Origin of the sequence: uncultured Dysosmobacter sp. (assembly GCF_947631635.1) — a bacterium.
GTDB lineage: Bacteria > Bacillota > Clostridia > Oscillospirales > Oscillospiraceae > Oscillibacter.
In genome coordinates, this window is the sequence record NZ_CANRMB010000001.1 from 25,839 (window position 1) to 38,412 (window position 12,574).

The 12,574-nt window shown below is 56.1% G+C and carries 9 protein-coding genes; 1 reads left to right on the forward strand and 8 read right to left on the reverse strand.

Annotated features, from left to right (window positions below; translation table 11 throughout):
* Nucleotides 1-921: 921 nt before the first annotated feature.
* The 8 genes from Q0Z71_RS00120 to Q0Z71_RS00155 all read right to left on the reverse strand — a co-directional run bounded on the left by Q0Z71_RS00120 (nt 922) and on the right by Q0Z71_RS00155 (nt 10,835).
* Complete coding sequence (locus tag Q0Z71_RS00120; protein ID WP_298016412.1) at nt 922-1,062, reverse strand: phage tail assembly chaperone; 141 nt, start codon at nt 1,060-1,062, stop codon at nt 922-924.
* A gap of 635 nt (nt 1,063-1,697) precedes the next feature.
* Nucleotides 1,698-3,161: an aminoacyl-histidine dipeptidase gene (locus Q0Z71_RS00125; protein ID WP_298016415.1), complete on the reverse strand. Its 1,464-nt coding sequence runs from the start codon at nt 3,159-3,161 to the stop codon at nt 1,698-1,700.
* 389 nt (nt 3,162-3,550) lie between these two features.
* Nucleotides 3,551-4,063 (reverse strand): DUF6672 family protein, encoded by a 513-nt coding sequence (locus tag Q0Z71_RS00130; RefSeq protein ID WP_298016417.1) that lies wholly within the window; start codon nt 4,061-4,063, stop codon nt 3,551-3,553.
* Complete coding sequence (locus tag Q0Z71_RS00135; RefSeq protein ID WP_298016421.1) at nt 4,060-5,187, reverse strand: ABC transporter permease; 1,128 nt, start codon at nt 5,185-5,187, stop codon at nt 4,060-4,062. Before Q0Z71_RS00135 ends, Q0Z71_RS00130 begins: the two co-directional genes overlap by 4 nt.
* Nucleotides 5,184-6,266, reverse strand: a complete 1,083-nt coding sequence (locus tag Q0Z71_RS00140; protein ID WP_298016424.1) for an ABC transporter permease subunit — start codon at nt 6,264-6,266, stop codon at nt 5,184-5,186. Before Q0Z71_RS00140 ends, Q0Z71_RS00135 begins: the two co-directional genes overlap by 4 nt.
* Nucleotides 6,267-6,389: 123 nt before the next feature.
* Complete coding sequence (locus Q0Z71_RS00145; RefSeq protein WP_298016427.1) at nt 6,390-7,985, reverse strand: sugar ABC transporter ATP-binding protein; 1,596 nt, start codon at nt 7,983-7,985, stop codon at nt 6,390-6,392.
* A 136-nt stretch (nt 7,986-8,121) separates the two neighbouring features.
* Entirely contained in the window at nt 8,122-9,390 is a 1,269-nt protein-coding gene (locus Q0Z71_RS00150; RefSeq protein ID WP_298016429.1) for a DUF3798 domain-containing protein, read from the reverse strand.
* Nucleotides 9,391-10,004: 614 nt separating this feature from the next.
* The gene (locus tag Q0Z71_RS00155; protein ID WP_298016432.1) at nt 10,005-10,835 is read right to left on the reverse strand and encodes a cysteine hydrolase family protein; all 831 of its coding nucleotides are present in this window, start codon (nt 10,833-10,835) and stop codon (nt 10,005-10,007) included.
* A 466-nt stretch (nt 10,836-11,301) separates the two neighbouring features.
* On the opposite strand from Q0Z71_RS00155, the gene Q0Z71_RS00160 reads away from it, so the two are divergent.
* Complete coding sequence (locus Q0Z71_RS00160; protein WP_298016435.1) at nt 11,302-12,438, forward strand: acyl-CoA dehydrogenase family protein; 1,137 nt, start codon at nt 11,302-11,304, stop codon at nt 12,436-12,438.
* Nucleotides 12,439-12,574 lie beyond the last annotated feature (136 nt).

Sequence of the window (12,574 nt, forward strand, 5' to 3'; positions counted from 1 at the left end):
TTTGGCTGCCGCTTGCGGCAGCCAAACGCTTTTTTGCGGCCAGAAGCCCATACCTACTTTCAACGGCCGGATGGCCGAGGGCAAAGAGAAGAAGTCTGTTCGAGAAACAGACGGCCAAAATGATACATCATAACAAAGAAGAGGGGTGAACGTGCCCGTCGAAAATCGTACAGGATAAAAGCAGGTGGGCACGCTGCGCCCGCCTGCTGATTCGCGCCGCAATGCGGGCCAGGTCAGGGAATTGTTGGCTTTTATAAACAAAGATCCTGGGTGGCCGGCTGGTGCAGCTCACGCCGTATTTCTCAGCGTACTTCATCAATGATTGCCTATATGCCATATCCTGTGTTATACGCTTGCTCATGAAGGATATGACCTCCTCTCGTCAAGTTGGCGTCTGGCAATTCAACTTTAACCGATGGGGCTCTATCCTTCATCTCTTTTTGTTTATCTGTCCAATATCTATTGTAATCCTATAACAAGCGATGTTTCAGGTATTTCCGTCACCTTGACAACACTTTCCACGTGACATACAATAAATCTGAGGTGATTCTCATGTTTTGGTTAGGACTTCTTCTTGCGTTTGTTGGCTGCATATTTGGCTTCCGGTGGTTTTCTGACCATAAATTCGAATATCTCGACGGTGTTAAGCCCTTTGAACAATTGGATCGCAACTTCTGGCTGTGTGTAGGAATCTTGATTCCCGCAATTATTTGTATGTTTGTTGGCGCATTGGCTTAAATATGAAATAAAGCTGCTTTGTCAAACGGCTTTATTTTTTTGCCCTGGTCCTCGCGGCTTTGACTTTCTGGTGGTTCGTTAAACCTTTCAGATGCTCCGCCCGCGCGGTGGCCTCATAGGACGCCAGCGCACGGGCGGAGCACAAGCAGTACAGCAGGCCCAATTCCGCGCCGCCGCCGTCCCTCAGCCGTTTTTTACTTCATGGATGGTCTTCCGGTGGTAGCCGGTCAACTGCTCCGCAGCGTTGGAAAGGTCCACGATCTCGCCGGGCAGCAGAAGCTTCTTCACTGCCTCCGCCGGTATGGGGGCTTCATACGCCTCCATCAGCCGGGGATCCTTCAGGGAGACAAGGCTGCCATTCTATACTACAAAGCGCTGGAACGCAGGTGCGCTCTGGAGCTGCTGGACATCATCTGCGTAGTCAACGAGATGGACTGTGCGGAATTGGAGAATATCCGGTTCCTGGTTCGGACTTACCTCCGGGCGGACGCGCCGATCTGTGAGATCGTGTAATTGTTGTGGATTTCCGGAACAAATAAAAAAGTGCGGTCTCAGTGTTACCGGTACCAAGACAGCAATAGAGAAATGGAGGATGCGTTATGAAAAGAATATCATGATCATGCTGGCAATCACAATACTTCTGATGGCATCGGCGTGTGGCAGAGGCGGTCAGCCTGCAGACCCACCCCCGCAGGAAACACCTGCAGAAACGGTCGCCTCAGAAACGGAACCTTCCAAAATAGAGGCACCAGTAGAGGAACCTGAATCTATACAGCAGAGCACAGTGAAAGAATTCATATAAAGATAAGCCCTGGGGCCTTACGGCCTCAGGGCTTTGGTGCGTCACTTAGCGTCAATTTGTATATTTTTGTCCGGAAGCCGTCGCGTACCAACGGCTTCACCGCCTTGAGCGTTCAACGGCTTGACCGCATTTTTATCCGGGTATATATCGCCGCGTTTCAAATACCGCCCGCAGCCGCCTCCTGTTTCAGTAGCTCGCATACCACGGCATATACCCGCTGGGCGGAAGCCGCGTTCAGCCGTTCCTGGACGGAATGGACATCGCGGATCTCCGGGCCCAGGGACACTGCGTCCAGTCCCGGCAGTTTCTCTATAAACAAGCCGCACTCCAGCCCTCCGTGGGTAGCCTCGATCTTGCCCTCTTTGCCGCTCACCCTCCGGTATGCCGCTAGAATATCCTCCCGCAGGGCAGAACTCCGGTTGTACTGCCAGCCGGGATAGTCGGCCCGCTCCGCCAGCGTTCCGCCGCCCAGTGCCAGGATGGCCCGCAGGCGCTGGACGATCATCGCCTTCTGAGAGGCGATGCAGGAGCGGACGGAGATGGTGAAATGAAGCCCGTCCTCTTTCAGGTCCATCACCCCCAGATTCAGGGAGGTCTGTACCAGGCCGGGGAAATCCACATTCATCGCCTGAACCCCCTGTGGGACCGCCAGCAGCGTACGGAGGATATTCGCCGTCGCCTCTTTGGAAAGTGCGCTGTCCACAGCGGCCTGGTTACAGGTCAGGGTGATTCCATCATCACAGCCCGCGTACTCATTTTTCAGCACGCCGTCGAATTCCCGGATGAAAGCCTCAAACTCCCGTGCCCGCTCCGCGGGCACGGCAGCCACGGCCTGATTGCCGGAGCAGATCACGTTGTCGAACCTGCCGCCCCGGATACCCGCCAGCCGCAGTCCCGCGATCCGTTCCATGGCGCTGTATAGCACCCGGCCCATCACCTGGTTGGCGGAGGCCCGGCCCTTGTCGATCTCCGCGCCGGAGTGCCCGCCCAGCAGGCCTCCCAGAGTGACGGTATACCCGGTCTCCCCTTGCAGCGGAACCTGCTCGCCGGGCAGGAAGCAGTCCAGCCGCACGCCGCCGGCGCAAGAGACGGTAAAGACGCCCTCCTCCTCCGAGTCCAGGTTGACCAGCTTCCGTCCCTTCAAGTCGGAGCAGTCCAGGGCAAAGGCCCCGTCCATGCCTACCTCCTCGTCCACGGTAAAGACCGCCTCCAGCGGCGGATGGGGCAGCGAGTCGTCAGCCAGGATGGCCAGGATCATCGCCACGGCGATACCGTTATCTCCGCCCAGAGAGGTCTTATCCGCCCACACCCAGGTCCCGTCGGTGACCAGGTCCAGGCCCTCCTTCGCCATATCCTTGGCGCAGTCCTCCGTCTTGACGCACACCATGTCGATGTGGCCCTGGAGGATGATGGGGTCCGCGCCCTCGCAGCCGGGGCTGGCATCCTTCCAGATGACCACATTGTTGACCGCGTCCTGCCGCCATGGAAGGCCCAGTTCCTTGGCAAATTCCACACACATATCGCTGATCTGCTTTGTATTGCCGCTGCCATGGGGGACCGAGCAAAGCTTTTCAAAGTACTCAAATACCATTTTGGGTTCCAAGCCCGATAAAACAGCCATATTGCACTTTCTCCTTCATTGAAGTGAATCTGAGTCAGGACCACCCGTATAACGGGTGGCCTGCACTCGCCCCTATAAGGGGCTTTTACTGGCAAAGCCTAAAGGCTTTCGAATTTTATTTCTACTGCATCTGTGCCCTGCTGCCGATTTTTATCGGCGGTGGGGTGCAGTCTTTTTCGTCTCTCCGAGACTTTTTCTTGCTTGGGTTCTTTTCATTTAGTTCCAATGTCTATATTCGTGCTTGTACTCAACCTGGTTGCTTTCTTTGGTCTCTTTTCTTCTCATTTTTCTCCGCATAGGCTTAGCCTTTTTAGAACCACGGGCTTAGCCCGTGGTTTTCATTTATACAAAAAACGGACCGCCCCGCCATCGGCGGGGCGGTCCTCTGGTTAGCCAACCGGAATGTCTCCGGTGCCCAGGTCGCCTTCAAGACCCAGGCCGCCGTCAAGCCCGAACTCGTCACCGGTGCCGGGAACTTCTTCGTCCACGCTCTCCGTCTCAACGGGAACAAACTCAGAGAACCAGGCGTCCTCAGGCAGCCCGGCCAAAAGAGCAGGCAGGTTTACCACGATGCCGTCCACGCTGTAGGGCAGCTTCAGGCTGATCGTCCGGACCTCCGGCTCATCGCCCTTCTCCTGGGTGACCTCCAGGGTCATTTTGAAGTTCTGGCCGATCCAGACGGCCATGCCGCGCTCGCGTTTGCCCAGCTTGGCAACTTCCTCGCCCTTGACCGTGACCACCACCTTGTGGGCGGCCTTGTACTCCTGGCCGTTATAGTCCTCCAGCGTCTTGTTGTCAAAGTAGACGGTGTGGCCCCGGCCAATGACCATCATGCAGGCGGCGATCCCCACCAGGATCAGCACCAGCAGGAGTGAAAAAGCAATCCTTCGTTTTGATTTCATTCCGCGGCCTCCTTTTCTTTCTGGGCCTCGGCCAGCTCCCGGCCTGCCTTGCTCTTGGCCATGCGCTTCTTGGCCTCATACATGATGAGGGCAAGGGCGATGACGCCGTAGGACAGGAACACACGGAAATACTCGCCCACCATGGAGTCGCCGGTGATGAACGCACCCGCGCCGGGGGCTACGATGAACATCAGATGGAACAGGATCACGCCCAGGAAAGCGTTGCCGATGGATGCCTTTTCCACTGACGCTCCGCCCACCAGAAGCGCGGCGATGCAGAACATGCCGATCTGGGAGTGTCCGGTGTAGGTGGGCAGATTGCCGATGTTCTGCAGATAGATGACCATGCCGAAGCCGGCGCACACCGTGGACATGACGACCGAGATGATCCGGGTCCGGTCCACGTTGATGCCTGCGTCACGGGCCACGTCCATGTCCTGGCCCACGGCCCGCATGTCCTGACCCAGCTTGGTCCGCCGGAACCAGATGATGAACAGGCACATCAGGCCCACCAGGATAAAGGTGAACACGGGGATCTTCACACCGCCGATGCGGACGGCCAGCAGGTCATCCAGACACTGACGCATGTTCAGCAGGCTCACTGTGTTTCGGATGCCGTAGCCGCGGGGCAGCATGATGCTGGCGTGGATGATGGGAATGATGGAACCCATGATATACAGCACGATCAGCTGATACCAGCCGTTGATAAAGAAGTTGATGATATAGCTGGTGATCATCTCACGGCCCTTGGCCATGTTCTGAAGCGTGCCGCAGATGAAGCCCAGCAGGGCGGAGAAGGGAATGGACAGGATCATGGACAGCACCACGCCGGGGATGCCCCAAATCTGCCAGTCCGCCACCAGGATGACGGCGATTTCCGCGCCCATGGCCCCCAGGGTCATGGCAAAGTTCAATCCCATGCCCGCCATGATGGGGAACAGCAGGCAGAGCACCAGGAACAGGTTCCGGCCCATACGGGTGATGATCTCGTTGAGCAGATAGCTGGGGGAGAAGCCCGCCATGGGAATGAAAATCGCGCAGATGATGACAAACATAATGGGCACGGCATTGCCGCGCACCAATTCAAGCGCCTTCTTGCCGGCAGGGATGTTCTTCTTTTTCATTTGGATCCCTTCACCTTTCTGGTCAGCGCGTAGAGGATCATGCCCTGGGAGACAATGATCCGGATGACCTCGCTCATGTCCATGTGAATCGCAGAGTTCATCACCGTGGGCGTCATGGTCACGATGCCCTGGAAGAGGATCGTGCCGATGATGACATTGCTGATGGACGCCTTGTTCACCGAGGCGCCGCCGATGAGAATGGCGGCCACAGTCGGCATAGTCAGGTTATTGGGGGCATTATACAGCTGGATGAAGCCGAAGCCCTGCTGGTAGATCAGAATGCCTATGGCGCCCAGCCAGGTGGACATGATGACGGACAGCATCCGGGTCCGGTCCACGTTGATGCCGGCAGCCCGGGCAAAGGTGGGATTGGAGCCCACCGCCGTCATGGCGGTGCCGGTCTTGGTGTGCAGGAATGCCCACATCAGGAAAGCCAGCAGCACAAAGACCAGCAGGGAGCCGGTGGGGATCACCAGCTTCTCCAGCGCACCCAGGCTGATGCCCAGCTTGCCTGCGATCTCACCAAAGTCTATCTCCAGGAAGCCGGCCAGCACCTGGTTGTAAAAGCCGTCCAGGGAGATGGTAGGCCGCAGGCCGCTGGCCGACAGGCCATACACCATCGTGGGGGCGGAATAGGGCAGCAGCAGCCACATCATGCAGAAGAAGGACATGACCGAAAAGCCCACATAGGTGGCGATCATCATCTCGCCGCCCTTGATGCGGTTGAGCAGAAGCCCGTAGCCGCCGCCCAGGAGGATCGCGAAGGGGGTGGCGATGACCACCGCCGCCACAAAGCTCAGGGGGCCGGTGAAGCCGAACTGGATGGACAGCGTACTGCCCAGCAGTCCGCAGATGATGGCCAGGGGCAGACCGAAGTTCAGCCCGCAGCCGGAGTGGATCATGGGCACCATGGCCAGCACCAGCACTGCGTTCCAGCTGAAACGGTTGATGATATTGGTGATCTGGGTGACCAGGTCCACGTCCACGAAGGGCGTCAGAATAAACAGCACCAGCAGGAAGCCCGTGATGAGGAGCCGGGGCAGACCGTAGGAGGCCACCATTGCCTGCAGCGGGGACATCTGCGTCTTTTCCTGCGCCGTAAGCCGGCGCGCAGGCGGAATCGTCTTCATTTCATCAGTGAATTTGGACGGACTGTTCAGATTATAGTCTTTTTTCTTATTACTCATTACGATCCACCTCCCTTACACGACCTTGCTGATCATCAGCATACCGAACTCCTCCGAGGATGCCGCTGCGGGCAGGATGCCGGCGACCTGCCCGCCGGAGACAATGGCGATCCGGTCGCAGGTCTGACGCAGCTCCTCCAGCTCGGAGGAGATCATGACCACAGTGACGCCGCTGTCCCGGTTGAACCGCTTCAGCGCGTCCAGCACCAGGGCTTTGGCGCCCACGTCGATGCCGCGGGTAGGCTCAGAGACAAAGAGAAACTTCGGCTCCAGGGCAAAGGCCTTGGCCAGACACACCTTCTGCTGGTTGCCGCCGGAGAGCTCCTTTGCCTTCTGCTTGGAGCTTGTGCACTTGATCTGCAATTCGTCGATATACTTCTGGGTCACCTGGTGGATGGCTCTTTCATCCCGCCATTTGATGACGCCGCCCAACAGATTTTTCAAAAACTTGTTCTGGATCTGCATGGCGGGGAAGGCGATGTTCCACTCCAGGCTCTCGTCCAAAAGCAGGCCCACGCCTCGCCGGTCCTCTGAAACAAAGGCCAGAGAGCTGTCCAAACACCGCCGGGGGTTGTTCAGCGGGATCTCCTTCCCGTCGAACTCCACTCTTCCGCCGGCCTCGTACAGGCCCATGACGCCGTTGGGGATCCCCAGCTTGCCCTGGCCCGCCAGACCGCCGATGCCCAGGATCTCTCCTTCCTTCACATCGAGGCTCACGTTTCGCACCGTCTCACCGGGCATGTCCACCCAGAGGTTCTTGATAGACAGGATGGTCTTGGCGTCCTCGTGGCTCCGAACCTCTCCAGCCGAGACGGCGGCGCTCTGCACATCACGGCCCACCATCCACCGGGTGATCTCCTCCACGCTGGTCTCCGCGGCGGGAACGTCCTTGACCACATAGCCGTCCCGCATGACCACCACCTTGTCGCACACGGCAAGGATCTCATGGAGGCGGTGGGTGATAAAGATCACGGAGATGCCCTGGGCTGCCATATTCCGAATGGAGGACAGCAGGGCCTCCGCCTCCTTCTCCGTCAGTACGGCGGTGGGCTCATCCAAAATGAGGAGCTTCAACTGGTCCTTGCTCAGTTCACGGGCGATCTCCGTAAACTGCTTGTGACCAACAGGCATGTCACTGATGACCATTTTCGAGTCGATCTCCACGCCCATTTTCTCGATGGCCTCAGCGGAGCGCCGGTCCATCTCCTTATAATCCAGCGTGTTCAGCCGTTCGCCGAACACCTCTGAAACTACGTTCTTCTTCTGGGGCTCCCGGTTCAACAGGATATTTTCCGTGGCGGTGAAGCCGGGGATCAGGGAAAATTCCTGGTGTACCATGCCGATGCCCGCCTTCAGCGCGTCAAAGGGGGTGTTGAACTCCACCTTTTGACCGTTGATCAGGACGTCGCCGCCATAGCCTCCGGTCTCCCGAATGACGTCCATGCCGAAGAGGATCTTCATCAGGGTGCTCTTGCCCGCGCCGTTCTCACCGCACAGGCCCAGAACCTCGCCCTCGCCCAACGTGAAATTGATGTCGGTGAGGACCTGGTTTCCAAAGAAGTCCTTTTTGATATTTTGCATTTGCAGCAAGGGGCTAGTGTTAGTTGTCATACATCCACCCTAATCTCATTTATTCACTGCGCCCAGGGCCGTCTGAAAAGGCCAGGTGCCCCTGGGAAGTCCTCTAATCAGAACGGGGAGGAGGACAGGTCCTCCTCCCCGTTCAGTGAAAAACACTGGTGTTCCGTTAGCTGACGGTGAAATACTTCTCAGGCACTTCCACCTCGGCGTTGCCCATGTAGTGACCGGGATCGCCCATGATATAGGTATCCTGATAGATGAGGAATACGTTGTCGCTCTTGACGCCGGTGGTGGCGTTGGTGTAGCCGGAGCCGTTCCACTCCGCCTCGGGAGAATAGACCTGCAGGGCGGCGGCGACGTCGTCCATATCGGTGATCTCACTGACGCCGTTGATGACGTTCTTGGCGTGCTCAGCAAGGCCGGCGGACAGGGTGTAGCCATAGGAGTAGGCCCAAGTGCCAAAGCGGTCGGCGCAGCCCTTTTCCACCAGAGCGGACTCGACCTTGGCCAGGATAGCGGAGAAGTCACCGGCCTCCTCGGTCAGATCCAGGCCCAGAGCGCCGGGATAGCCCATCAGAGGAGAGGGCAGGTCGGCCTCGATGAAGTAGCCGCCGTACTCGACCAGCTGCTTCAGCAGGGGCTCGGTGTGGGCGTCGTTGGTGCAGAAGTAAGCGGCGTTCTTGCCGTACTTCTCGACCCACGCGGGAACGTTCTCCAGGATATAGGCCTGAGCGCCGGGGATACCCACGTCAGAGGTGGGATCGGGAGCGGTTTCCAGCACAAAGTTCATGCCGAATTCCTTGCAGGCCTCCTGCATGACAGCCACGCGGCGGCTCATGGTCTCATAGGCCATGTGGCGGGGGAAGGAGATATGGACAAAGGTATCGGCGCCCAGCTCGTGGGCGGTACGGATGATGAGGTAGCCGCGGGAGACGAAGTCGTTGTTGCAGACCAGGTCGGCAGCGGAACCGATCTCCGGCAGATCCTCGTGGGCCTCGCCGGCGATGCAGATGATGTCGGGGCGGCGCTCCTTGATCTGACGGAAAGCCTCAGTGGTGCCGGGAACAGACTGGTTGACGATGATGGCCTTCATCAGAGGATCATCGGACATGTTGACGATGGTCTGGATCGTGGTCTCCAGTTCCTCAGTGAAGTTGTCGGGATAGATGGCCAGGGTGACCTTATCCTCGCCGTACTTGGCCTGGAAAGCCTCGGCGCCGCGGCGGTCATCCTCGGACTGGGAAACAGAGCCGGTGACAATGCCGATGTGGTAGTCGCCGATGCCGTCCTCCATGCTGGGAGCTTCTTCATTCTGAACCTGTTCAGCGTCATTGCCGCCCTCGTTCTGTGCCGGAGCGGGATCGCTGTTGCCGCCGCAGCCCGCCAATGCAAGGAGCATTACGAGTGCCAGCAGCATGCTAAGAAACTTCTTCATTGCAAACCTCCAAAATTTTTGTTTTGTCCGGCGCACACAGTATACCATCATGGTTTGTACACAAACCATGAAAGGCGTACGCCTTTTGAACTCTATTTATTTTAACAAATATTCCGGCTTTGTCAACCTTATTTCCCCAAATACCAATGGTAAGCTGCAAATATATTGAGTCATTTCCAACTTTCGGCGGGCCGTATATACCCGCGAAAGCCCATACAGTGGAACCGGATAAGCCAAAAATGTGTGGGATAATTTTTTTCAAGAGCAGCGCCCGAAATTCGTTGATGCTGGTTTTTCCCTCCGGATTTTCGGCTGTGAGCAACTGTCCGAAGATGCCGCGGCTTCATGGAGCGGCCATCTGGAGCAGAGGGGATTGGTGACAATATTCCGCGTCCATATATTTTCATAGACAATTACAGGGCCAGCAAAGACCTGATTTTCCGCTCCGATATCGGAGGGGCGGCATGCGGCTGAATTGGGGGACGGATCGCTGCGATGAACGCGCTGCTGCAAAAATACGGCCAGACCAAACGATCCAGGCTGGCAGCTCCGCAAACGGTATAGCTTTTCCGCGGCCCATAAATGCCGCTTGATGGATGCGGTTTTGCGCAAGATCACCAGCGGTCGACCCAACCGACAGAATTGCCGAAAGTTTCAAAAGGCTCTGGAATGATGTCTGCAGATTCCATTTCGGCGCGGATGGCAGCAGAGGTATCTGGAACGGTGAACTCGTCATAGGCAGAAAAAGCCTGGTTATCTAAGAGGATAGCGCCAATCCGCTGCATATCCGCCAAGTTGACACGCTGAATTTCCTCCGTCTGAGAGGAACAGCACTCCGTCAGCACCACGGCGTTGTACTCCAGGGCAATCGCGTCATAACAGGAGGTGCGAATACAGTTTGGAGTGGTCGTGCCGGCCAGGATGACAGTACGGATGTCCAGCCGGCGCAGGATGAGGTCCAATTCAGTCTGGAAGAAGGCGCTCCAGCGGGGCTTGATGATGGTATAGTCGCCCGGTTGGGGACGGAGAGCGGCAGGGGCCTGGGCGCTGTTAAAACCCTGACTGGCAGGGCCGCAGGCACGGCCGCCGGCTTTCCAGGCAGCATAGCGGGAGAGTTCCACATCGCTGCCATCCGGACGATAAATGCGCTTGACAAAGAAAATGGGGATCCCTTTACTGCGCGCCAGGCTCAAAGCCTGGGCACAGGCAGGGATCGTAGAGCGGGCGTAATGGATGCAATGACCGCCCTTCGGCTCCACAAAGCCGTTTTCCATATCAATCAGCACCAGGGCAGAACGGGTAGGATTTGGTTTCATGTGAAAATCCTTTCTGTGCCGCAAACAATCGGCACTTTGCGTTGGTATTTGTGAGGCCAGTATAAACGAAAAATTTTTAAAAGAAAAGAATTTTTTATGGAAAATATGCTGTGGGGAGGTGCGACGCATATCCGTTTGTCTTTAAAAGAGGGTGCTTTCCTGCAGTGAGTGATCAATGAGAATAAAGTGGATATGTGGCATATAAATGCCTTTTTTGAGGATTTCAACAAATAATTCATGAAAAATTTATCAAATTAATATATGGAATTTGTGGAAAGGCCGTTGTATAATGCAGACAAACGAAAGCTTTTTGTTTTTTGAAATTGGTTGAACCATTTTTGGCGCATTACAAAGCAAGACCCTTTAAAATTGCGAGGGTTTTTGGTAGTATCAAGCATCGAATTGCATGACTTTGGCCAGTCGTGTTTTTTATTCCAGAAAATGGTTGAGCCAATTTGAGCGGGTTGAAAGACTGACTTGATGCTTCTGCGTGGAATGGCGTTTTGAGCGATAAGACGACAGGAGAAAAAGTCCAAGCCGACACGAAGCAATGTGTTGTGGAAATCAAATTATATGTTATACGGAGGGTATATAAATGGCGTATTTATTTCCTGAAGAAGATCGTGACCTCTATGAATCTGTAAAAGAGTTCTGCGAGAAGGAAGTCAAGGAGCAATGCAAGGAATTTGACAAAACCGGAGAGTGGCCCAGTAAGATCTATGACATGGCCATGGACATGGGCCTGCACATGATGGAGGTGCCTGAAGCCTACGGCGGATTGGAACTGAACCGCACCACCAACCTGGCCCTGGTTGAACTGATGGCTGCTGCGGATGCCGGCTTTGCAACGTCGTTCAATGCCAGCAGTCTGGCACTGAATGCGATTTTGATTTCGGGCAGTGAAGAGCTGAAGCACCGCGCCTGCAAGATCCTGGAAGAGAAAAAGTTCGGCGCGTTTGCACTGACAGAGTCCGATGCCGGTTCTGACGCTGGCGCCGGCAAGACGGTTGCGGTGCGCGATGGTGATTCCTATGTGCTGAACGGCAGAAAGTGCTTCATCACAAATGGCGGCGTTGCGGGCTTCTATGTTGTTACGGCTATGACAAAGAAGGGCGTAGGCGTTTCCGGCATGAGCGCATTCTTCGTTGAAGCGGGCACGCCCGGTCTGTCCACTGGAGCGGAGGAAAATAAACTGGGCATCCGCACATCCAATACCTGTGATGTGGTGCTGGACAACTGCCGCATCCCCGCAGAAAACTTGATTGGCAAAGAGGGAGAGGGCTTCAAAATCGCAATGAAGACCCTGGATCATGGCAGAGTGCTGTGCGCTTGTGCTGCCGCCGGCATTATCCAGAGAAGCATTGATGAGTCTGTGGCCTATGCAAAGGAGCGCATCGCATTCGGCAAGCCGCTGATCAAGAATCAGGCCCTGAGCTTTAAGATTGCAGACATGGCCATTAAGGCGGAAACATCTCGCCAGATGGCGGCGCATTGTGCGGCGCTGATGGATCGCGGAATGCCTTACAGCAAGGAGGCGGCAATGGCAAAGGCGTTTGCTGCCGATGGCGCGATGTTCGCGGCCAGCGAGGCCATTCAGATTTTCGGCGGGTATGGATATATTCACGAGTATCCTGTCGAAAAGCTGCTGCGGGACGCAAAGATCTTCCAGATATATGAGGGTACTTGCGAGATTTGCAGAATGGTGGTTGCCGGAGCTGTGATAGGCCGCTGAGACGGTTTGAGGATAAATTGAACCGGTCCGCAAGAGATATCAAAATGGTTTTAGTTGCTCAAATTGGTTGAACCAAATTGAGGGGGCGGCCTGGAGACTGCGGCGAAATGGGTCGGATGGAAGCGCGCTGCTTCAG

Bases quoted from the DNA above. Each gene is read 5' to 3' on its own strand.
- Q0Z71_RS00120 (WP_298016412.1), bottom strand. From the start codon at position 1,062: ATGGAGGCGTATGAAGCCCCCATACCGGCGGAGGCAGTGAAGAAGCTT.
- Q0Z71_RS00125 (WP_298016415.1), bottom strand. From the start codon at position 3,161: ATGGCTGTTTTATCGGGCTTGGAACCCAAAATGGTATTTGAGTACTTT.
- Q0Z71_RS00130 (WP_298016417.1), bottom strand. From the start codon at position 4,063: ATGAAATCAAAACGAAGGATTGCTTTTTCACTCCTGCTGGTGCTGATC.
- Q0Z71_RS00135 (WP_298016421.1), bottom strand. From the start codon at position 5,187: ATGAAAAAGAAGAACATCCCTGCCGGCAAGAAGGCGCTTGAATTGGTG.
- Q0Z71_RS00140 (WP_298016424.1), bottom strand. From the start codon at position 6,266: ATGTCCCCGCTGCAGGCAATGGTGGCCTCCTACGGTCTGCCCCGGCTC.
- Q0Z71_RS00145 (WP_298016427.1), bottom strand. From the start codon at position 7,985: ATGACAACTAACACTAGCCCCTTGCTGCAAATGCAAAATATCAAAAAG.
- Q0Z71_RS00150 (WP_298016429.1), bottom strand. From the start codon at position 9,390: ATGAAGAAGTTTCTTAGCATGCTGCTGGCACTCGTAATGCTCCTTGCA.
- Q0Z71_RS00155 (WP_298016432.1), bottom strand. From the start codon at position 10,835: ATGCGTCGCACCTCCCCACAGCATATTTTCCATAAAAAATTCTTTTCT.
- Q0Z71_RS00160 (WP_298016435.1), top strand. From the start codon at position 11,302: ATGGCGTATTTATTTCCTGAAGAAGATCGTGACCTCTATGAATCTGTA.